Here is a 21,802-nt window from a genome sequence, read left to right on the forward strand (position 1 = left end):
GGACGGTATAGAAACATGATGACACTCACGCAGGAGATCGAGATCGCCGACGCCCGGGGACGCCGGGTGGGTTGGCGCGGCTGGGCGGCGCTGGTCGTGCTGATGCTGCCGGTGCTGCTCGTCTCGGTCGACAACACCGTGCTGAGCTTCGCGCTGCCGGCGATCGCGCTGGATCTCCAGCCCACCAGCGCGCAGCAGCTCTGGATCATCGACGCCTATCCGCTCGTCTTGGCGGGGCTCCTGGTGACGATGGGGACGCTGGGCGACAGGTTCGGCCGGCGTCGGATGCTGCTGCTCGGCGCAAGCGGGTTCGCCGCCGTGTCGGCGCTCTCGGCCTTCGCGCCCAGCGCCGAGCTCCTGATCGCCGGGCGGGCGCTCATGGCGGTCTTCGGGGCGATGCTCATGCCTTCCACCCTCTCGCTGCTGCGCAGCATCTTCACCGACCGCGCACAGCGCCGCTTCGCCATCGCCGTGTGGGCGGCGATGTTCTCCGCCGGCGCCGCGCTGGGGCCGATCGTGGGCGGCATCCTCCTCGAGCACTTCTCCTGGGGATCGGTGTTCCTGATGGCGGTCCCCGTCCTCATCCCGCTTCTCGTCCTGGCGCCGCTGCTGGTGCCGGAGAGCCGGGACCCGAAGCCCGGGCGCATCGACCCGGTGAGCATCCTCCTGTCGATGGCCACCATGGTGCCCATCGTGTACGCCATCAAGGAGGTCGCCGTCCACGGGCCCACCCTCCCGATCGGCGGGCTCTTCCTGGCCGGCGTCCTGTTCGGTTTCCTGTTCGTCCGCCGCCAGCTGCGTTCTGCGACTCCCATGCTCGACATGCGGCTGTTCCGCCGGGCCACGTTCAGTGGCGCCCTCCTGGTGAACCTGCTCAGCGTGCTGGCCCTCGTCGGTTTCCTCTATTTCGTCGCACAGCACCTGCAGCTGATCGTCGGACTCTCGCCCCTCCAGGCGGGACTCGCGCTCGTGCCCGGCCTCGCCGCGATGATCATCGCGGGTCTCCTGGTCGTCCCGTTGTCGATGCGCATCAGCCCGCACATCCTGGTGCCCGCTGCGCTCGCGTTCTCGGTCGCCGGCTACGCGACCGTGGCGCTGTCCACCGATCCGGGCGCGGTCGGCGTGCTCGTCGCGGCGTTCATCTCCCTCGGCATCGGCATCGGCATGGCCGAGACCATCTCCAACGAGCTGATCCTCTCCAGCGCCCCGCCGGAGAAGGCCGGATCGGCCAGCGCCGTCTCGGAGACGGCGTACGAGATCGGTGCGGTGCTCGGCACCTCGCTGCTGGGTGGTCTGTTGACGGCCTTCTACCGCTCGAATCTCGTCATCCCGGACGGTGTGCCGGCGGATGCCGCCGCAGCCGCACGCGAGACGCTCGCCGGTGCCGTCGCCGCCTCCGGTGAGCTCCCCGCCGGGACGGGCGATGCGCTCCGTGCCGCGGCCGCGCACGCCTTCGACGCCGGTGTGGGGGTCACGTCGCTGATCGGCGCAGGACTGGTCGTCATCGCCGGCGTCATCGCGGCCAGTACGCTGGGATCGAACCGCACCACCACGCCGCGACGCTGACCACACGCGCGGCGACGTCAGCTAGGAGTGTCATGTCGCGCGTCGTCAAGCTTGCCCTCATCCCCGGTGACGGCATCGGTCCCGAGGTCGTCGCCGAGGCCGAGAAGGTCCTGGATGCGGTCACCGCGGACTCCGACGTGACGTTCGAGAAGACCCGTTTCTCCCTGGGCGCGGCGCGCTACCTGGAGACCGGGGACACGCTCTCCGACGAGGACCTCGCCGCCATCTCCGCGCACGACGCGATCCTCCTCGGCGCCGTGGGCGGCGTGCCGGGGGACCCGCGGCTGAAGGATGCGAACATCGAGCGCGGCCTGCTGCTGAAGCTGCGCTTCGCGCTCGACCACTACGTCAACCTGCGTCCCTCCAAGCTGTACCCGGGCGCCCCCGGTCCGCTGGCGGAGCCCGGTGAGATCGACTTCGTCGTCGTCCGCGAGGGCACCGAGGGGCCGTACGTCGGCAACGGCGGCGCCATCCGGGTGGGCACGCCCCACGAGGTCGCCAACGAGACCTCGGTCAACACCGCCTACGGCGTCGAGCGGGTCGTCCGCTTCGCGTTCGACCAGGCCGCGCGTCGTCGCAAGAAGCTCACCCTCGTGCACAAGACCAACGTCCTCGTCCACGCAGGCGGCATCTGGAAGCGCATCGTCGATGAGGTCGCGGCAGAGCACCCCGACGTGGCCGTAGACTACCTGCACGTCGACGCGGCAACGATCTTCCTGGTCACGAACCCGGGCCGCTTCGACGTGATCGTCACCGACAACCTCTTCGGCGACATCCTGACCGACCTGGCCGGCGCCGTCACCGGTGGCATCGGCCTCGCCGCATCCGGCAACATCAACCCGGACGGCGCGTTCCCCTCGATGTTCGAGCCCGTGCACGGTTCGGCGCCGGACATCGCGGGTCAGCAAAAGGCCGACCCCACCGCCGCGATCCTCTCCGTCGCACTGCTGCTCGACCACCTCGGGCTGAGCGACGAATCCGCCCGCGTCACCCGCGCCGTGGAAGACGACATCGCCGCACGCGGCGACTCCGGCCGCCCCACCGCTCAGATCGGCGACGCCATCGTCGGGCGCCTGCAGGCGTAATCTGGACGCGCAGCATCCGTCGCCGATCCGAATACCGCGCACGTCGTGCGCAGATGAAGCGAGATTTCCCATGACACTCCTCGACACCGATCCGGACGCCGGCCTCGCGCCGCTGCAGTTCACGGTCACCAAGAACCTCGCCGCGAAGAGTGCGTCCGAGCGTGACCAGGTCCTGCAGAACCCGGGGTTCGGTACCCACTTCACCGATCACATGGTCGACATCTGCTGGTCGGTCGGCGGAGGCTGGCACCGCCCGCGGGTCCAGCCCTACGGGCCCATCTCCCTCGATCCCGCAGCCGCGGTGCTGCACTACGGCCAGGAGATCTTCGAGGGCATCAAGGCCTACCGGCACGCGGACGGCTCGATCCACACGTTCCGTCCGGACCAGAACGGCCGTCGGCTGCAGCGCTCGGCGCGCCGCCTCGCCCTGCCGGAGCTGCCCGTCTCGTACTTCCTGCAGTCGATCCGCGAGCTCGTCGCGGTGGACGGCGCGTGGGTGCCGAACGGAGACGACCAGAGCCTGTACCTGCGCCCGTTCATGTTCGCCAAGGAGGCGTTCCTCGGGGTGCGTCCGGCGCACAAGGTCGCCTACTACCTGATCGCGAGCCCGGCGGGGGCGTACTTCAAGGGCGGCGTCCAGCCCGTCTCCATTTGGCTGAGCGAGGACTACGCGCGCGCCGCGAAGGGCGGCACCGGCTCGGCGAAGACCGGCGGGAACTATGCGGCGAGCCTCCTTCCGCAGTCCGAGGCCTACGAGAACGAGTGCGACCAGGTCGTCTTCCTCGACCCGGAGGGCAACGTGGAAGAGCTCGGCGGGATGAACATCGTCTTCGTCATGAAGGACGGCACGCTCGTGACCCCCCAGTCGGAGTCGATCCTCGAGGGCATCACGCGCGACTCGATCCTGCAGCTCGCCGTGGACCGCGGGCACAAGGTCGAAGGCCGGGCGATCTCCCTGGCGCAGTGGCGCGAGGGCGTCGCATCCGGGGACATCGTCGAGGTCTTCGCCTGCGGGACCGCCGCCGTCGTGACCCCGATCGGCGTGCTGAAGGGCAAGGACTTCTTCGACGTCCAGCCGTCCGGCCCGCTCGCGCTGTCGCTCCGTGAGGAGCTGACCGACATCCAGTACGGTCGCCGCGAAGACCGGCACGGCTGGCTGGTCCGCCTCGACGGCTGAGCCGACCACGGTACGCGTTCCGGATCGCCCGGTGGCCTCGGCCGCCGGGCGATCTCGCTGGGTAGGCTGTGCGGGTGAGAATCGCGCGCTTCAGCCATCAGGACGCCATCACCTACGGCATCGTCGACGGAGGTGAGCTGGTCGTCCTCGCCGGCGATCCGATGTTCGCCGGATACGAGACGACGGGCGACCGGGTCCCCGTCGCCGACGTAGCGCTGCTGGCCCCGGTCATCCCGCGATCGAAGGTCGTGGCGGTCGGACGGAACTACCGGGACCACGCGGCGGAGTTCGGCAACGATGTCCCGGCCGAGCCGCTGCTGTTCCTCAAGCCGAACACCTCGGTCATCGGCCCCGGCGACGCCATCGTGCGTCCCCCGCAGTCGCAGCGCACCGAGTTCGAGGGTGAGCTCGCGGTCGTCATCGGGCGGATCGCGAAGAACGTCCCCGCCGAGAAGGCGCACGAGTACGTGCTCGGCTACACGATCGGCAACGACGTCACCGCGCGCGACCTGCAGCGCGCGGACGGTCAATGGTCGCGCGCGAAGGGCTTCGACTCGTTCTGCCCGCTCGGGCCCGCCATCGAGACGGACTTCGATCCTGCCGGAGCGGCGCGGCTCACCACGAGGGTCAACGGCGAGGTCCGCCAGGACGCACCGCTGACCGACATGGTCTTCTCGGTCCCGGAGATCATCGCGTATGCCTCCGCGGCGTTCACCCTCCTGCCCGGGGACGTGATCCTCACGGGCACTCCCGCCGGGGTCGGCGAGATCCGTGCGGGCGACGTGGTCGAGGTCGAGATCACCGGCCTCGGGATCCTCCGCAACACCGTCCGCGACGCGTGAACGCGCAGCGGGCGGCATCCGTGACTCTCACCGTCGCGGATGCGGCCGGCGCGCAGCGGCGCACCCTCTGGGTGCTCTCCGTCGGCCAGATCCTCGGCGGGATCGCGTTCGGTGCCACGGTCTCGCTCGGCGCCGTGCTGGCCTCCGAGGTCGCCGGCAGCGAGGCCTTCGCCGGACTCGCCGCCGCAGCGGTGACGCTCGGCACCGCGCTGCTGGCGATCCCGCTGGCGGGGGTGGCCCGCCGGTTCGGCCGCAGGATCTCGTTGGCGGGCGGGATGCTCATCGCGCTCGTCGGTGTCGCCTTCGTTGTCGTCGCCGTGAGCGTCGCGTCGCTCCCGCTGCTCATCGTGGCGTTCCTCCTCGTCGGAGGAGGGCAGGCGGCGAACCTGCAATCGCGTTTCGCCGCCGCAGACCTCGCCACCGACGCATCCCGCGGGCGCGATCTGTCGATCGTCGTCTGGGCGACGACCATCGGCGCCGTGCTCGGACCGAACCTCACCGGTCCCGGCGAGGCCCTCGGTGCGCTCGCGGGCATGCCGCCCCTCACCGGTCCGTACCTGTTCACCATCGCGGGGCAGGTCCTGGGCGTCCTGCTGTATCTCCTGGTCCTCCGCCCGGATCCCCTGCTGCTGGCCCAACGGATCGTGGCCGAGCGCCGGAGCGGTGCCGGCACCGCGCCCATCGCCAAGCCGGACCGGCCGGTCGTGGCGCGCTACGCGATCGGCTCCGTCGCCGCAGCGCACGGGGTGATGGTCTCGGTCATGGCCATGACGCCCGTGCATCTCCTGCACCACGGTGCGGACCTCTCCATCGTCGGTGTCACGATCAGCCTGCACATCGCCGGGATGTTCGCGCTCTCGCCGGTCTTCGGCATCCTGTCGGACCGCGTCGGCCGGGTGCCGACCATCCTGCTCGGCCAGGCGCTGCTGATCGCCGGCCTGCTGACCGCTTCATTCGGGCAGGACTCGACGACCGCCGTCACCCTGGGGCTCGTCCTCCTCGGCCTCGGCTGGAGCGCCTCGACGGTGGCCGGTTCTGCCCTGCTCACCGAGGCGTCCGCCGAGGACCGTCGCACACGGAGGCAGGGACTGAGCGACTTCACCATGAGTCTCGTCGGCGCAGCCGGCGCGGCGGGGGCGGGACTCGTGCTGGCCTGGATCGGATACGGCGGTCTTGCCCTCCTCGTGATGGCGGCCGTGGTCGCGGTCATCGTGCTGTCACCGTTCGGCCGGATCCCGCAGCGCTCATGACGGCTCTGCGGCGCGGGGCGGACGCAGCGCGCTCCAGATCGGCGGGGTCGACCCGTCCAGGTACCACCCCTCAGCGAGCAGGGGCGCCCAGCGCGCGAGAGTAGGCTGGAGTCCTTATGGCTTCCGCACCAGATTCCCGTACCACCACTGCCACCGGCGCGGACATCCGCGTGCGATTCTGCCCGTCCCCGACCGGACTGCCGCACGTCGGCCTCATCCGCACGGCGCTGTTCAACTGGGCGTACGCCCGGCACAACGGCGGCAAGCTGATCTTCCGGATCGAGGACACCGACGCCGCGCGCGACAGCGAGGAGAGCTATCAGCAGCTGCTCGACGCGCTGCGCTGGCTCGAGATCGACTGGGACGAGGGTGTCGAGGTAGGCGGCCCGCACGCGCCGTACCGCCAGTCGCAGCGGCACGACCTGTACCGCGAGGTGCTGGAGAAGCTCAAGGCCAGCGGTGCCGTGTACGAGAGCTACTCCACGGCCGAGGAGATCGATGCCCGCAATGCGGCCAATGGGCGGGCGAAGCAGCTCGGCTACGACAACTACGACCGCGACCTGACCGATGAGCAGAAGGCCGCATTCCGCGCCGAAGGGCGCGAGCCGGCGTGGCGGCTGCGGGTTCCCGACGAGGACCTCACCTACGTCGACCTGATCCGCGGCGAGGTCACGTTCCCGGCCGGGTCCTTCCCGGACTTCGTGCTCGTACGTGCCGGTGGCGTGCCCCTGTACACCTTCGTGAACCCGGTGGACGACGCCCTGATGGGGATCACCCACGTCATCCGCGGCGAGGACCTGATGCCCTCGACGGCGCGTCAGCTGGCGCTGTACCGGGCCCTCGTCGACGCCGGGGTCACGGACTTCGTGCCGCGATTCGGGCACATGCCCCTCGTGCTGGGCGAGGTGGGCAACAAGAAGCTGTCCAAGCGGGACCCGAAGGCGGACCTGTTCCTCCAGCGGGAGAAGGGCTTCATCCACGAGGGCCTGCTGAACTACCTCTCGCTGCTCGGGTGGTCCCTGGCACCGGACCGCGACGTCTTCTCGCTCGAGGAGATGGTCGCCGCGTTCGACATCGCCGATGTCAACCCGAACCCGGCCCGGTTCGACCAGAAGAAGGCCGAGTCGATCAACGGTGACCACATCCGGATGCTGACGCCCGAGGACTTCGCCGCACGCATCGTGCCGTACCTCGTCGCCGCGGGCCTCGTGCAGCCGGAGCCCACCGAGCAGGAGCGCGCGATGATCGCCGCATCCGCCCCCCTCGTGCAGGAGCGCGTGCAGCTGCTCGGCGAGGTCCCGGGTCTCGTCGGGTTCCTGTTCCGAGATGAGGTCGTCTACGACGAGGACGCCCTGAAGAGCCTGCCGGCCAATGCCGGTGAGGTGCTCGTCGCGTCGGTCGGGGCTCTCGAAGTGGTCCCCGAGCCGGAGTTCACCGCCGCAGCCATCCAGGAGGCGCTGCAGATCGCGCTGATCGACGAGCTCAACCTCAAGCCGCGGGTGGCTTATGGTCCGCTGCGCGTCGCCGTGAGCGGGCGCCGCATCTCGCCGCCGCTGTTCGAGTCCCTCGAGCTCCTCGGCAAGGCGGAGAGCATCCGTCGCCTGGGTGACCTGGTGCAGCGCATCGGGTGACCCGGCGCGCCCGGGGCTCGCCGGGTTTGGCGAGCGTGCCGAGGTCGTCTAAGCTTGTCTCTTGGCACCGCTTGCGAGCGAGTCGGTGGGGTATGGTGTAATTGGCAACACGGCGGTTTCTGGTTCCGTTGTTCTTGGTTCGAGTCCAGGTACCCCAGCAAGACAGAAAGCCCGGGAAATCCGCAAGGATGAACCGGGCTTCTTGCATTTCTCCGCGAGGATCCTGCGCCCGCAACGGCTGACAGAACGCCGGCATCAGAACGGTGGCGGATCGCCGTCGGCGGTCGGGACGAAGCGCACGATCGGGACGGGTGGATCGTCGATGTAGGTCTTCCCGAGTGGCGAGGTCCATTCCAGCACCCCACCGGGTTTCTGGATGACGGTCCACGGGGTGAACTGCTTCATGCTGTGGTGGCGCTGGCAGAGATGGGCGAGGTTGCCGGTCTCCGTGCGGCCCCCGAGCGCGAAATCCTGGGTGTGGTCGAGCTCGGAGCGGATGGCGGGCATACCGCATCCGGGGAACCGGCAGCGCCGGTCCCGTCCGCGGAGGTACCGGTCCATGGCCGCGGGGCGTTGGTAGGTGTCCACGTGCAGGACGGTGCCGGTGACGGGGTGAGTGAGGATCCGTTCCCACGGGGACGGGATGACTCCGGCGAGCTCGCGGGCGGTGCCGGGGTCGATGGGGGAGCGGCCGACCAGATCGGCGGGCCCATCATCCGTGTCGAGGAGCGTGAGCGCCGGCACGACGACCTGCACCTTGCCGCGGATCGCACCGAGCAGCCCAGGCCCGTCGTCGGTGCGGGTGGGGTCGGCGCCGGGCGCGGCGGTGAGCAGCATGTCGCAGATCAGGTCCGCGCGGAGCTGGTCCATCGTCCGGGTATCGGACGCGATGATCGCCCGCGCGTCGTCATCGTCGGTACGGACAGTGGCGTCGTCGGTCGGCGAGGTTCCGTTCCCCGTTCCGCCCGGCAGAGTGGTGGCTGCAGCGGCTCGCGGCGCCTTCGCCGCATCCGCCCGTACATCGGTGATGCAGCGGGCCTGCTGGGTGAGCCGGTCGTAGATCGCGTCGATGACGAGGGTGGGCCCGGTCACGATCAGGTCAGACATGCCGTCCGGCAGTGGCGCGACGCGCACCCCGCGCGTCTCCCGCGCCTCCCGGTGACGCTCGCCCATCGATCGGGGATGCATCCGCTCGGCGAGGATCGCCAGACCGGCTCGCACGCGTCCCGGTGTCTCCCGTGCGCATCGTTCCAGCGCGGCGGCTTCGAACTCGCCCCGCGCCTCCGGGGGGAGGATGACGCCGGTCTCGACGATCACCCGCACATGCCCCGGGGTGATCGCACCCCGCGCACACGCATCCAGCGTGGCGGGGTAATCGGTGGCGAGTTCGACCGCGTCGCCGATCCGCCGTTGTACGGACCGGTCCGACAGGTGCATCACCCCGGCCAGTTCCGCCGCGATCGACCGCAACGCCATATCGTGATCCCGCACCCGCTGCGGGCTGCCGAGGGTCTGTGCCCGGGCGAGCTCCCCGGCCTGCGCGAGCGCGCGAGTCTCCGCAACGAACGCCGCGTTCTGAGCCGCGCGCGCAGCCTGCACCTCGGCGACGATCCCGGCGAGCACGGCACGGTGAGCCGCCACCATCCCGACCTCGTCGCGTCCTTGCATACCCACATTCTGCTCGGGGCCTCCGACATCGCCGCCGGGACGTCGGATCGTCCGTGCGAGCCCGACTATCCTCGAAGGAGTGACGGGATCCCGGGCCGAAGCGGCGTACTCGCGCGCGGTCGCCGCGTTCAGCACGCCGACCCTCGATCTGCTGCACGGCAGATTCGCGCCCTTCGTCGTCGCCTCCCTCTCGATCCTGTTCTCCGCCGACCGCGCGGCGGTACCGATCGCCGACGCACACGCCGAGCTGTCCGAGATCCTCGACGAGCTGCGGCGTGCGGACGAGGAGGACGCCGACCGCCGCGTCCCCGCCGGAAGCGGGCGCGACGTCTGCCGGCACTGGGTGCGCCTGGGCTGGCTGGTGCAGCAGATCGATGACGACGTCGAGGTGTACCGTCTGTCCGCACACGCCGTGGAAGCGCTCGAGATCGCCGGTCGCACCGGTGGGGGCCGGACGCGCGTTTCCAACTCGCGGGTGCGCACGCTGCTCGAGGCGGTGGAGCATCTGTCGGACAGCGCTGAGGCCGACCCCGTCCGCCGGCTTGCACGTCTTCGCGAGGAACGTGCCGCACTGGATGCGGAGATCGACCGGATCGAGGAGTCCGGTCGGGCCGATCCGCTCGACGATGAGGAGCTCCTCGAAGAGGCGGAGAACGTCCTCCACCTGGCGCGGGAGCTGCCCGCGGACTTCACGCGCGTCGCGGAGTCGTTGAAGCTCATGCAGCGAGACGTCGTCGCCCACCTGCGCCGTGACGAGCGGCCGACGGGTGAGGTGCTCCGCGAGTACCTGCAACGGGCGCAGGACGTCATGCAGTCCACCTCGGAAGGGCGGGCGTTCGCCGGTGCGCTCCGCCTCATCGGCGACCCGGACCGCATCGACGCGCTCACCGAGCAGCTGCAGGGACTGCTCCGGCAGCCGTTCGCGCGGATGCTGGACAGCAGCCAGCGCACCGAACTCGATGCCATCGGCCGCCGCGTGGAGCTCGGTGTCGAAGAGGTGCTGGCCGCCCAGCGCCGGGCCTCGCACGTCATCACCGGGCAGGTGAAGACGCACGATCCACTGCGGGACCGGCAGATAGACGATCTGCTGCGCGACGTCATGGCCGGGCTGCACGCCTGGGGCGGGACGGGCACCGTCGCCGACCCGGTGCGCAGTATGCCGCTCGTCGATGTGGGTCACCTGCGGCAGGCGGTGAGCGACATCCGCCCGCCGGCTGCTCCCGCGCCCCTGGCGGATGCCGGGGATGTCGAGTTCCTCGACGTCGACACGCGCGCGTGGGGCGGACCGCGGTACGCGGAGCTCGAGGCGTATGTCGCCGGTCTCGGTCAGGAGTTCGATCTCGCGCAGGCGTTCACGGATGCCGAGGACGACACCCGCCGCCCGGTCGACCTGGTCGGGTTGCTCGAGATCGCCCACCGGAACGGCATGACGGAGGGCTCCGAGGTGTCGGTGGTCGAAGCCCTGCGCCCCGACGGCACCACACGACGTTTCGCGTTCCGCGCCGTCACCGCGCGCACGACGAAGGAAGAAGCACATGACTGACGTGGACCTCGCGACCGAGGCGCCGACCGACGATCCATTCATCGCGCCGGTGGCCATGGAGGCCGACATCGAGGAGCACTTCCCGGGCGACCGGGGGACGCTCGACCCGGAGGTACGTCGCGTGCTGGTGCACATCCTGCAGCGTCGCTTCATCGCCGCAGAGCGGAACCGCCGAGAGTGGACCCTCCTCCTCGACCACCAGCAGGTGATCGAGTCCCGCCTGAACGATCTGTACCTCCGCCTCGTGGTCGATCACGGTCGGGGCTTCGCCTACAAGCAGCAGCTGCGCTCCGACGAGATCGACATGCCGGTCCTGCTCAAGGACGCGCCGTACTCGCGGGCCGAGACCCTGGTGCTCGTGCACCTCCGCACCGTCTACCAACGCGAATCGGCCACCGGTGAGGCATCCGTCCGCATCGACATCGAGGACGTCGAGCAGACGGTCCTGAGCTACTTCACCGACGTCGACGGCAGCACCGCCAAACAGCAGAAGGCCATCCGGCACGCGATGGACCGCCTCGACCGCGAGGGCATCATCAGCGAGGAGACCAGCGGGCGCTACCGGATCAGCGCGCTCGTCGAGATCGTCCTCAGCGCGGAGACGCTGCGAGAGCTCCGCGATTGGCTGCGTGCGCAGGAGGCGGTGGAACGATGACGATGGTCGACACCCTGTTCGGGCTCATCCCGGCGGGCTCACGGGGACAGCAGTGGGTCGCGGAGGACCTGCAGCTCATCAACTGGGGCGGATACGACTCCGGTCCGCACCGCGTCCGTTTCTCACCCGACGCGACGCTGCTGTGCGGCGGCTCGGGCTCCGGCAAATCCACGCTGATGGATGCGTACATCGCGTTGATGATGCCGCACACCACCCCGTTCAACGGGGCCTCGAACGGCGGGGTGACCGGTCGGCCCCGGGGTAACGAGCAACGCAACATCCTGTCGTACGGGCGCGGGAAGATCGATGAGTCCCGCACCGCCGACGGCACGAAACTCAGGGTCCTGCGCGGCGACGGCGAGGACACCTGGAGCGCCATCGCGATGACATGGCTCGATCACGACGGCTCGCGCTTCACGGCGGTGCGGGCCTGGTACATCCCCGCGGACGCCCGGACCCTCGAGGACACGACCCGAGTCCGGGCCACGGTCGACGACGCCTTCGACCTGGGGCGCCTGGAACCGGCCGCCGCACAGCGCCTCTCCGACGCCGCGGTGCGGGCTGCCGGCCTGGAGACCCTCGCCACCGACCGGGAGTTCTCGGCGCGGCTGCACGCCGTGCTGGGGATCGGGGCGGCCGGATCCGGGGCGAAGGCGGTCAGTCTCCTCGCCCGGATCCAGGCGGGCCAGCAGATCACCACCGTGGACGACCTCTACAAGAAGCTCGTCCTCGAAGAGCCCGAGACCATGGCGACCGCCGATGCCGTCGTCGCGCACTTCGACGAGCTCGAGAGCACACGGACCCGGATGCTGACCGCCAAGCAGCAGGTGAGCGCGCTGGAACCCATCCACGGCATCAAGGAGCGGATCGCGTCGGCCGCCGAGCGGGTGCGCGTGATCGACGAGGTGGGGGTGTTCACCGACCCGTCCTCGCTCGCCGCCCTGTGGAGCGCGCACCGGCGGCTGGACCTCCTCCGGGAGGTGGAGGCCGAGCTCGGTGAGCGGGCCCGTGCGCTGCAGCTCGCCGTACGCGAGAAGCGCGCGCTCATCGACGCCGCCGACATCGAGCGCGAAGGCCTGCTCGATGTGCTGCGGCAGTCCGGCGGTGACCGCCTGGAGACCGCGCAGCGGGAGCTCCGGGCTGCGGAGCGCCGGCTGGAGGAGGTCACCCGAGAGCGGGCGAGGTTCGATGCGGTCGTCCGGGAACTCGGGATGGAGGTGACCTCCGCCGCGCAGTTCGAGGAGATCGTCTCGGGTGCGCGAGGCTCCTCGTCCCAGACCGACGTCCGCGCCGCCCGTGCGGCGTTCGCGGACGCGGAGTCGGCACGCCGGGAAGCCGAGACCCGCTTGCGCCGCCTGCGCGAGGAACGCGAGCACACCGCCACGACACGCGGCAGCATCCCCGCGCATCTCGACGAGTCGCGTGCCCTGCTGGCCCGGGCCGCCGGTCTCGATCCGGCGGACCTCCCGTTCGTCGGCGAGCTCGTCGAGGTGCGCACCGAGTTCGAGCCCTGGCGGGAGGCGTTCAACCTCGCGCTCGGCGGATTCGCCCGGACGCTCCTGATCGATGCCGCCCGGCTGGCTCCCTTCCGTGCCGCCATCGACTCCGTCCGCACGCCGGAGAGGCTCGCCTACGAGGGCGCGATCACCGGACTCCCCGAACTCCGGATCGCCGACACAGCAACCCTCCCGGGCCGTCTGGACTTCCGGTCGACGGCCTTCACCGGTTGGCTGCAGCAGCGGCTGCAGGAGCGCTTCGGCTTTGTCTGCGTGGACAGGTCCGCGCAGCTGGACGACCACGCGAGGGCGCTCACGATCACCGGCCAGATGTCCCACGGGAACCGCGGCGCGCACGGCGGGCAGGGCCGGGTCGACATGCTCGGGTTCACCAACGACCGGCGGTTGCGTGAGCTCGACGAGCAGCTGCAGCAGCTCACCGACCGCTGCGACGAACTCGCCTCGGCTGCGCGGGACGCGGAGGGAGCGCTCGATCTGATCGGGGCGCACGCGAAGGCGTACGCCCGGATCGAGGACCTCACGTGGGAGCAGATCGATGTCGCGGCGGTGTCCGCCGAGCGCGATCGTTGGCTCGCCGTGGCGGACGAGGTCACGACGGCCAATCCCGAGATCGCCCGACTCACCAGTCAGGCCGAGGAGGTGAGGGTCCGGGCGGGGCGGCTGCGTGACGATCAGGCGCGGCTGGAGAACGAGCTGACGCAGACGCAGGATCGCTGGGCACAGGTGACGGACGACGTCGACGCCTGCCAGAGCGTCATCGACGCCGCCGATGCGCAGGAGCTCGTGCTGGGCGACGGGCACGCGTCCTTCCTGGACCGGCACTTCCTGCACACCGAGACCGGTGACACGCTCACCGCCGCAGAGCGTCTCGTGCATCTGGAGACTGCGCTGCGGACCGCCGCGCAGCGTCTCCTCGAGGATCGACGTGCGGCGGCCGAGTCCCATGCGGAGCAGCGGGAGGCCATGCGCCGTCTCATGACCGGATTCCTCGAGCGCTGGGACAGCCTCACGATCCTGCCCGATCCCGACGAATCGGTCGCGGAGTTCGAGAGCATCCTCGAGGCGCTGCAGACCAACGGCCTGCACGAACTGGAGATCGAGTGGCGGGACAGCCTGCTCAAGCTCTCCGGAAACGACCTCACGAGCCTGGATTCCACCCTCAGTCGCTCGCTGCGGGAGATCAAGGACCGGATCGAGCCGATCAACCGGATCATGGCGGCGCTGCCGTTCTACGACGACGATCATCGCCTGCAGATCACACCGCGCGAGAACCAGTCCGAGGCGCGCAGGCGGTTCCGCCGGGAGCTCCGCGAGGTCCGCGGACTGATCGATGCCGCATCCACGGATGCTCAGCGCGAGCACGTCTACCGCCGGATGAGTCGCCTCATCGGACGGATGCGGCGTACCGCACCGGAATACGCCGAGCTCATCGACGTGCGCAACCATGTGCGCGTGAGTGCCGAGCGGATCGACGCGGCATCGGGGGAGCACGTCGCCCTCTACGACCACATCGGTGAGAAGTCCGGTGGTGAGTCGCAGGAGCTCGTCGCCTTCATCGTCGGTGCGGCGCTGCGCTACCAGCTCGGCGATGCCGGGGCGGCGCGCCCCCGCTATGCCCCGGTGTTCATGGACGAGGCGCTGATCAAGGCGGACGCGCACTTCACCAAGCGCGCGATCGGGGCCTGGCGCGGGCTGGGGTTCCAGCTGGTCATCGGCGCCCCGAACGACAAGTACAGCGCGATCGAGCCGCATGTGGACGTCGAGTACACCATCCTCAAGGACACCCGGGGCCGCTCGTGGGCGAAGCCCAAAGTGGGGCTTCCGGATGAGGTGGGCGGGGAATGACGATCGGATCGCTTGAACGTCGATCCAGGCATCATCGCGAGAGCATCTAAGGACCGAAACCGCTTCTCCCGAAACGTGTTCTGATAGGGACCGCGTTTGTGGTGGGCGCGACAGCGGAGCTGCCCCGTCTCCATCCGAGCTGCCCAGCGTTGCAGAGTCCGCACCGCAACTCCGGAGTGCTCCGCGGGACGCGTCCACGGCACCCCTAGATGCTCATTTCGGACACACAGCGGAATGAACCCCACAATGGCAGCGGGCGCCTACATCGGTTCGGGTTGGATGATTTATGCGGAATGGGAGACTGGGTGCAGCTCGACATCGAGGGTGATGCTCTTTCCGACCCCCGTGATGAAAGAAGCGTGCATGATCTCGTTGTCCGCCGCCGTCGGCATTGCTCTCATCGAGCTTGGACTCGCCCTCACCCCCGGGCCGAACATGATCTACCTGGTCTCGCGCAGCATCAGCCAGGGGTGGCGTGCCGGGATGATGTCGCTTTCCGGCACGGCAGTTGGCTTCGTCGTGTACATGGTGATGGCCAACCTCGGGCTAGCAGCGGTATTCCTAGTTGTCCCATGGCTGTTTATCGCACTGAAGGTCGCGGGTGCCATCTACCTCCTCTGGCTCGCCTACAAGACGCTTCGCCCGGGAGGGAAATCGCTGTTCGAGACAAGTGACCTTCCTCGGGATTCGTTCGGCGAACTCTTCCGCATGGGACTCCTGACGAACCTGCTCAACCCGAAGGTGGCGATCCTCTATCTGGCACTCATTCCCCAGTTCATCGACCCAGCAGCCGGCAGCATCGTCGCGCAAGGTTTCCAGCTCGGCGCGATCCAAATCCTCGTCGGCGTCGCAGTCAACGGTGCAATCATTGTCGCCGCAGGTTCCGTCGCCACCTTCCTGCAGCGTAAGCCGACGTGGATGCGGTGGCAGAAGTGGGTCACCGGCACACTCCTCGGCGCGATCGGCGTAAAGCTCGCGATCGACGCTCCCGCCCCTGCAGTCGCCCCGTAGCATCGGAGCGACCGCTTCGCGTACCAGAGGCGTCTGGGGGCGTGACGATCGCCCACGCGTCCGTCTGCTTATCGCTCCCTCAAGCATCGTCCCGGCCTAGGGGCCGAGTGATCTGGAATGGGGGCGGACGCGATTCATCCGCCCCCGCACTCGGCTATCGCTTCGCCCGCCCGCCCGCTCTACTCAGCAGCGCGCCGGCGATGAGGAGGGCTGCAGCGCCTGCAGCGATTCCGAACGTGGCTGCGGGCACGGTCACCGCTTGGATGATGACGCCGGCAAGAGCACTGCCGAGTGTGGCACCCACGTTGTGACTGGTGTTGGCCCAGGTCGTCGCCGAGTTCTGGCGGTGCTCACCACCGGCTTGATGGGCAGCGAAGTACGCGACGATCATCACCGGTGAGAAGAACAAACCAGCTGCGGCGAGCACAAGGGAAACGGCGACGGCTCCGGTCAGCACGGCGATGGTCGAGCTGATGGCGACGAGCGCAGTGGTCAGGATGAGTAGCTGTCGGATAGGAGAGCCGGGAACGCGGAGAGCGCCGAAGACGAGCCCCCCGACGGCGCTGCCTCCGGCGAACAGCCCGAGGGCTATGCCTGCGGCCGCCGGCCCTCCTGCGTCGGAAACGATGACCGGGACGCTGATGCTGATACTGCCCGAGATCGCCCCGGCAACGAGAACGGGTATCAAGACCGCGACGAATCGAGCATCGAGAATCAGGGGGCGTTCGCGGGGTGCTTCTTCATCCGCAGGGGGTCGTGGCCCCATATCGCCGACTGCTCGGCTCGCGACGAAGAACAGGCCACCGACGAGGACCAGGCCGGCCGGGATGAGAAGCACCGTTCCGGGGGCGATGAACGCGAGGGCGAGACCCGTGGCGGCTGGGCCGCCGAGATAGAGCAACTCTTCGACGACCGCATCGAAGCTGAGTCCCTTTTTCAGCAGCTCACGTGTGGGTGTGAGCCGCCCCCATGCGACGCGCATCGTTGGCCCGAGGGGTGGCGCGAACGCGCCGGCGACGGCCGCGAGAATGACGAGCGTCGCGCCGTTCGGTGCGTAGAGAGCCGAGAGACCGATGACAGCGACCGTGGTGCTGAACATCACGACCAGCAGGGCAAGGATCCGTCGGGCCCCGAAGCGGTCGATGAACCAGGCGCGGAGCGGGGCGAGGAAGCTGGCTCCCGCGCCGTACAAGCCGACGGCGATACCCGCCAGCCCGATGGAGCCGGTCGCGTCGGTGACGGCGTAAAGCAGAGGGAGGAAGACCAGGGCGTAAGCGCCCCGGCCGATGAGTGCGACCCCGAAGGTCGGAAGAACTCCGGGCAATCTGAGCACGTCGATATAACGTGCCGTCCGGGTGGACTGCATGATGGGTGACTCCAAGCCAGACAGCGCGCTGACAGGGCGCTGAGAAAACGATCGGTGAGCAGACGGCGCCCGAAGGCCGCAGTCACCGCTCAATCACTGGAAGGAAGCACCCGCTCACTCTACAGAAGTCCGATTCGGACTAGATCGCCCAGTCGAAAGCGATCGTCTCCGGTGCGATCCGGCTTGTATCGCAGGAGCGGCTGCCGCTAACGTGCCCCGCAACCCTAAGGGTCAGGGCCTTTCGACAGGACGGGTACACATGAGACGCACGCTCCACATCGATGGTCTCGCGAACGTCCGCGATCTCGGGGGTCTAGACCGCAACGACGGAACCTTCTCGCCCGCAGGCGTGTTTGTTCGCTCGGAACGGCTGGAACGTGTCGATGACGATGGGTGGGAGGCGCTCCGCGCACACGGAGTACGCACGGTGATCGACCTTCGTAGGCCAGAAGAGCGCACAGGACAGATCCCCGCCACGATCAAGCACGTTCACGTTGACCTCGACGGCGGCGACGAGACGGATTTCTGGGCAGAGTATGAAGCAGACGGACGGTGGGGTACGCCGCTCTACTATCTCGCCCACCTTCAGGCGCTTCCGCACCGACTCGCGCTCGTGCTGAGCGCGATCGCCGCCGCCGATGAAGGGGCGATTCTCTTTCACTGTTCAGCGGGCTGGGACCGTACCGGCCTCGTTGCCGCGGTCCTGTTGCGGGCGATTGATGTCACCGAAGACGCCGCAGTAGCCGACTACCTTGACACGTTCGCGAATGCCGACGCCATGGCCGCGCTGCACGAACGATCCTCTGAGGTCGAAGCACGACAGCAGATCCTCGATCGCTCTGGGCACACCGCGGAGTCAGCGTTCCGCGAGATGTACGCGAACTTGGACCTTGATCTTTGGTTCGCTGAATCGAATGTCGAACCTGCGACGCGAGTGGCCGTCGAGACGTGGCGTGGGGCCGCTGCCCCACCGGTCAGAATCTGAGCACCCAACAGCTTCTCATCGAGCGCAAAACCGGTGGCCGCCAGAAACGGTCGTTTTCGGCGGCGTCGGCCAGCCCCGAGAGGTGAGGCGGGGCGGCCATCTGAGCTGCCGGATCCGCTTCGGGTGTCGTTTTCGCTTCTCACGCCGTCCGGCTTCGCGGGTCGCTCAACTTTCCGACCCATCGAGGCGCACGATAAGAGTGGTGCTCGTTGCGGTAGCGAGAACCCGATCTGAGACGTCCCGGAGGTCGGCTTCGACGGACGTCGCTTTCGCCCGGCTTTGATCACCCACCCGTGGGCGGTGACAAGACCCCGCTCACCCCCGGGCACGACCTTGCTGGCACCGTCATCCGTACCGGCGCGCGTGCAGGGCTTCCAGCCCGGTGACGAGCTCTACGCTCGCCCGCGGGATCACCGGATCGGCACGTTCGCCGAACGCATCGCTGTCCACGAAGCCGTGCCGGGGTGTCGTGTGAGTTCCTGCTGATGCGCGCCAGCGGCGACCAGCTGCGGCAGATCGCCGAGCTCGTCGACGCCGGCACGATCCGCACCGTCGTCGGCGCGACATTCCCCTTCGACCAGACCCCGCAAGCACTCGCGTCCCTCTCCCGGGGAGGCGCCCCCCGGCAAATCCGTCATCACCATCCCCTGACGCAGCCGCCCGCTCCTCACCGTCAACCGCCACCGACCAAGGACACCCTGCCCGTGAGCCCTATGGGGTGCAGCCGACGGTCGAGCTCCCGCGGTGCGATCCCCGTCACTCTTGCCACCTGAGCACGTCGATTTGACGTGCCGTCAGTGAAGGATCGCCTCATACCAGCAGGCGGCGATCCTTCACTGACGGCACCGAGGGGGCTGTCGGCAGATCACGCCCACCGCCGACAGCGCCCTCGGACAGCACTCAGATCCCGGTGAGTATGGACGCGACCGTCTTGCTGCGACGGATGAACCCGGCGTGGGAACTGTCGATCGTGTGCACGGCGAACTCGTTGTGCGGCACGGCCCGGTCAGCGTCCGCGATCATCCGGTCCTGCAGAGCAGGCGGGATGGAGCGGTCGTGGCTGAGCCGGACGAACGTCCTCGGAATCGTTCCCCAGGTGTTCGGGTCGACCGATCCGTCGCCCATCATCACAAGCACGGACTCATCCGGTTGCATGATGTTCAGGAAAGCCAAGAACTCCGCCTCGGTTGCTTCCGCCATCGTCGCCTCGTGCAGCAAGCCGAGCTGCGTCCGGTCAGCAGTGCGATAGTTCGCCCGTCCCGTGCCGATCACTGCAGGGTCGCCGACGGCCACGCCGCCCAGCTCCGTCAACATGCTGGTGGCGAACTCGGGTTCGGCCATCCACTCGATGGGGTTCGCACGATCGACGCACACCCAGGCCGAAACGTAGACGATGTGTGCGAAGAGTTCCGGCGCACGGCTCGCCGCAGCGCCGATCGTGATCCCGCCGAGGCTCGCACCGACGAGCCGCACCGGGCCGGTCTTCGCAAGGGCACGCGCGACGGAGAGGACCGCGTCGACGTTGTCGTCCAAAGTGACCGTCGCCAGAGTGGAGACTTCGGAACCGAAGGCTTCGAGATCCTGAGGTGCCTGGTAGGACACCGGATACTGGGCCTGAAGTCCATGACCGGGCAGGTCGATGGCGTATGAGCGGTAACCATCGACCGCCAGCTGCCGCTGCAGTGGCGCCCACATGGACGAGCTCGTGCCGGCCCCGTGGACCAGCAGAAAGGTGGTCGACGGATCGACGGGAGAGGTGGTTCGTGCATTCATGGTTGGTTCCTGTCGCTGAGAAAGAGATCTCTTTCATCGGCAACTCGTCGTCGGCCACCCGGGAGGGCACACCGATCGATGCCACCGGCAGGGTGGCGGGGAGCGCCGGCTCAGGCCGAGCGCAGGCGAATGTACTGAAGCACCATAAGGTCACCATAGCGTCCCCATAGACGAGCTCATTGCAGCTCTACACTCTCGCCCCGGAGGGCAGGCAAGAAAGGCCCCAACGATCACCCATCCGGCAGCACTCGACGAACAGAGAAGCCGCGAAAGCCCGCGATTCGGCAGCCAGACAGACGGACAACGAGGGGAAGCCGCCGCTCATCGGCTCAGCGGATCGGCGCAGCGCGAGCACCGATCTGTGGAGTTCTGAAACGGCGCGGATGCGCCGCCTCCAGCGGGATGTCACGTGAATAGGGTGGTGCACACGCTATGACGCGTGGGCGCCGAGCGAGACAGTGGGATGCCGACTCCCACGCCCTCGGCGAGGGGTCGCCTCCCGCCCGGAACGGGCGGGAGCATCCACCCGAAAGGACTCTCGTGCACACGCTCGCACCACGCCCCACCACCGTCAGCGTCGCCTTCTGGATCTGGCTGCTGTCCGCCATCGTCGGCATGGTCTCGGTCGTCAACATGCTCGTGGCCGTGAACCTCCTCGCCACGATGGCCTCGACGGCCACCGAGGACCTGGAACCCTACTTCCTGCTGACCGGGTTCGGCTTGATCATCGGCTGGGTCGCGGTCGGCGCCGTCGTCGTCCAGGTGATCCTGTCGGTCTTCTTCCGCGACGGCGCGAACTGGGCACGCATCGTGCTGACCGTCATCGCGGTGCTGTCCCTCACGCTCGTCTTCAGCGCGCCGGGCGAGGTGTTCAGCTGGGTCTACGTCGTCGCCAACGCGATCGCGGTGGCCTGCTCGTTCGTCCCCGCCTCGAACGGGTACTTCGCGGGTTCGCGCCGCCGGCGCTCGACGGCCCAGCCGGTCGCAGCGTGACCGAGGGCAACCGCTCGCCCGCGTACGCGCCGACGGGCCGCCCGTCGGTGGTGGAGCGTGGCGCGCACACGACGGACGACGGACTGTTCGGACCGGCGAGCCTCACCTGGCGCCTGCACGCCCAGCGCGCCATGATGCTGGTCGGCAGCGGCGCGGCGACGACGCAGATGCTCAACCCGCGCGTCATGCGGATGATCGACCAGGCCTCGCACTTCCGGCAGAACCCGGAGGCGCGGGCGAAGGGGACGTTCCAGTACATCATCACGATCACCTACGGCGACACGGCCACGGCGAAGCGCGCGGGCGAGAGGCTGCGGCGCATGCACCAGGCGGTTCTCGCGACCGACCCGAACACGGGGGAGTCGTACAACGCCGAGGTGGCGGAACTGCTGCTCTGGGTGCACAATACGCTCACCCTGACCGCGGTCCGTGCGTTCCAGCGCTACGGACCCGGGCTCACGGATGCGGAGGCCGACGCCTACGTGCGGGAGCAGATCGTCGCCGCCGAACTCGTCGGCATCGACCCCATGCTCGCACCGGAGACGGTCTCCGAGCTCGAGGAGTACATGGTGCAGGTGCGCTCGTCGCTCGCGATGATCCCCGAAGCGCTCTGGTTCCGGGACATGATGACCGCGCACGGGAAGGGCGTCGGCGGTCTCGCGGAGAAGTTCGTGAAGGACGCGGCGATCGGGCTCATGCTGCCCGAGCACCGCGCCCTGTTCGGGCTGCAGTTCTCCCGGCGCCGGGACCGGATGGCGGAGCGTGCCACGAAGGCGCTGTTCGCCCTGATGGACTCCAAGGCCCCGGTGGAACGGGTGATCCCTGATCTCCGGCACCAGGTCGACGTCGCGGCGTTCGGCGCGCGACGGCAGCCCACCGCATGACGGGCACCGGG

Annotated in this window: 17 protein-coding genes and 1 tRNA gene; 15 read left to right on the forward strand and 3 right to left on the reverse strand. The window is 68.8% G+C overall.

Annotated elements, in window-relative coordinates:
• Positions 1 to 18: 18 nt before the first annotated feature.
• From F6J84_RS06350 to F6J84_RS06380, 7 genes are all read left to right on the forward strand, one after another.
• On the forward strand, positions 19 to 1,566 hold the full coding sequence (locus F6J84_RS06350) for an MFS transporter (RefSeq protein ID WP_150972299.1): 1,548 nt from the start codon (positions 19 to 21) through the stop codon (positions 1,564 to 1,566).
• A 32-nt stretch (positions 1,567 to 1,598) separates the two neighbouring features.
• Positions 1,599 to 2,651, forward strand: coding sequence for a 3-isopropylmalate dehydrogenase (locus F6J84_RS06355; protein ID WP_150972301.1), 1,053 nt, complete (start codon positions 1,599 to 1,601; stop codon positions 2,649 to 2,651).
• A gap of 70 nt (positions 2,652 to 2,721) precedes the next feature.
• Positions 2,722 to 3,828 (forward strand): branched-chain amino acid aminotransferase, encoded by a 1,107-nt coding sequence (locus F6J84_RS06360; protein WP_150972303.1) that lies wholly within the window; start codon positions 2,722 to 2,724, stop codon positions 3,826 to 3,828.
• A gap of 74 nt (positions 3,829 to 3,902) precedes the next feature.
• Entirely contained in the window at positions 3,903 to 4,670 is a 768-nt protein-coding gene (locus tag F6J84_RS06365; RefSeq protein ID WP_150972305.1) for a fumarylacetoacetate hydrolase family protein, read from the forward strand.
• 20 nt (positions 4,671 to 4,690) lie between these two features.
• Positions 4,691 to 5,920 carry an MFS transporter gene (locus F6J84_RS06370; RefSeq protein WP_150972307.1) on the forward strand — a complete coding sequence of 410 codons (1,230 nt, stop codon included), beginning with the start codon at positions 4,691 to 4,693 and terminating at the stop codon, positions 5,918 to 5,920.
• A 116-nt stretch (positions 5,921 to 6,036) separates the two neighbouring features.
• A complete protein-coding gene (gene gltX, locus F6J84_RS06375) occupies positions 6,037 to 7,551 on the forward strand; it encodes a glutamate--tRNA ligase (RefSeq protein ID WP_150972309.1) in 1,515 nt (504 codons plus the stop codon).
• An 86-nt stretch (positions 7,552 to 7,637) separates the two neighbouring features.
• Positions 7,638 to 7,709, forward strand: a tRNA-Gln gene (locus F6J84_RS06380).
• A 97-nt stretch (positions 7,710 to 7,806) separates the two neighbouring features.
• Here the strand turns inward: F6J84_RS06380 and F6J84_RS06385 are convergent.
• Positions 7,807 to 9,219 (reverse strand): HNH endonuclease signature motif containing protein, encoded by a 1,413-nt coding sequence (locus tag F6J84_RS06385; RefSeq protein WP_191905772.1) that lies wholly within the window; start codon positions 9,217 to 9,219, stop codon positions 7,807 to 7,809.
• A gap of 79 nt (positions 9,220 to 9,298) precedes the next feature.
• Here F6J84_RS06385 and F6J84_RS06390 point away from each other — a divergent pair, with 79 nt between their 5' ends.
• The 4 genes from F6J84_RS06390 (at position 9,299) to F6J84_RS06405 (ending at position 15,790) form a co-directional block, all read left to right on the forward strand.
• Positions 9,299 to 10,762 (forward strand): DUF3375 domain-containing protein, encoded by a 1,464-nt coding sequence (locus tag F6J84_RS06390; RefSeq protein ID WP_150972311.1) that lies wholly within the window; start codon positions 9,299 to 9,301, stop codon positions 10,760 to 10,762.
• Positions 10,755 to 11,417 (forward strand): DUF4194 domain-containing protein, encoded by a 663-nt coding sequence (locus F6J84_RS06395; RefSeq protein ID WP_150972313.1) that lies wholly within the window; start codon positions 10,755 to 10,757, stop codon positions 11,415 to 11,417. Before F6J84_RS06390 ends, F6J84_RS06395 begins: the two co-directional genes overlap by 8 nt.
• Positions 11,414 to 14,779, forward strand: a complete 3,366-nt coding sequence (locus tag F6J84_RS06400) for an ATP-binding protein (RefSeq protein ID WP_150972315.1) — start codon at positions 11,414 to 11,416, stop codon at positions 14,777 to 14,779. The genes F6J84_RS06395 and F6J84_RS06400 overlap by 4 nt, the downstream gene beginning before the upstream one ends.
• Positions 14,780 to 15,142: 363 nt before the next feature.
• Positions 15,143 to 15,790, forward strand: a complete 648-nt coding sequence (locus F6J84_RS06405) for a LysE family translocator (RefSeq protein WP_150972316.1) — start codon at positions 15,143 to 15,145, stop codon at positions 15,788 to 15,790.
• A 154-nt stretch (positions 15,791 to 15,944) separates the two neighbouring features.
• Here F6J84_RS06405 and F6J84_RS06410 read toward each other — a convergent pair whose 3' ends face one another.
• Complete coding sequence (locus F6J84_RS06410; RefSeq protein WP_150972318.1) at positions 15,945 to 17,156, reverse strand: MFS transporter; 1,212 nt, start codon at positions 17,154 to 17,156, stop codon at positions 15,945 to 15,947.
• Positions 17,157 to 17,415: 259 nt separating this feature from the next.
• On the opposite strand from F6J84_RS06410, the gene F6J84_RS06415 reads away from it, so the two are divergent.
• Together F6J84_RS06415 and F6J84_RS06425 are read left to right on the forward strand one after the other, a co-directional pair.
• Entirely contained in the window at positions 17,416 to 18,141 is a 726-nt protein-coding gene (locus F6J84_RS06415; RefSeq protein WP_150972320.1) for a tyrosine-protein phosphatase, read from the forward strand.
• Positions 18,142 to 18,626: 485 nt separating this feature from the next.
• A complete protein-coding gene (locus F6J84_RS06425) occupies positions 18,627 to 18,914 on the forward strand; it encodes a zinc-binding dehydrogenase (protein ID WP_150974723.1) in 288 nt (95 codons plus the stop codon).
• A 127-nt stretch (positions 18,915 to 19,041) separates the two neighbouring features.
• On the opposite strand, the gene F6J84_RS06430 is transcribed toward F6J84_RS06425, so the two are convergent.
• Positions 19,042 to 19,914, reverse strand: a complete 873-nt coding sequence (locus tag F6J84_RS06430) for an alpha/beta hydrolase (RefSeq protein WP_150972322.1) — start codon at positions 19,912 to 19,914, stop codon at positions 19,042 to 19,044.
• Between the two features lie 540 nt (positions 19,915 to 20,454).
• Here F6J84_RS06430 and F6J84_RS06435 point away from each other — a divergent pair.
• Complete coding sequence (locus F6J84_RS06435) at positions 20,455 to 20,907, forward strand: hypothetical protein (RefSeq protein WP_150972324.1); 453 nt, start codon at positions 20,455 to 20,457, stop codon at positions 20,905 to 20,907.
• Positions 20,904 to 21,791: an oxygenase MpaB family protein gene (locus F6J84_RS06440; RefSeq protein WP_150972326.1), complete on the forward strand. Its 888-nt coding sequence runs from the start codon at positions 20,904 to 20,906 to the stop codon at positions 21,789 to 21,791. The genes F6J84_RS06435 and F6J84_RS06440 overlap by 4 nt, the downstream gene beginning before the upstream one ends.
• The last annotated feature ends 11 nt before the right edge of the window (positions 21,792 to 21,802 follow it).

The organism is Microbacterium caowuchunii (genome assembly GCF_008727755.1).
In the GTDB taxonomy this organism is placed as follows: Bacteria; Actinomycetota; Actinomycetes; order Actinomycetales; family Microbacteriaceae; genus Microbacterium; species Microbacterium caowuchunii.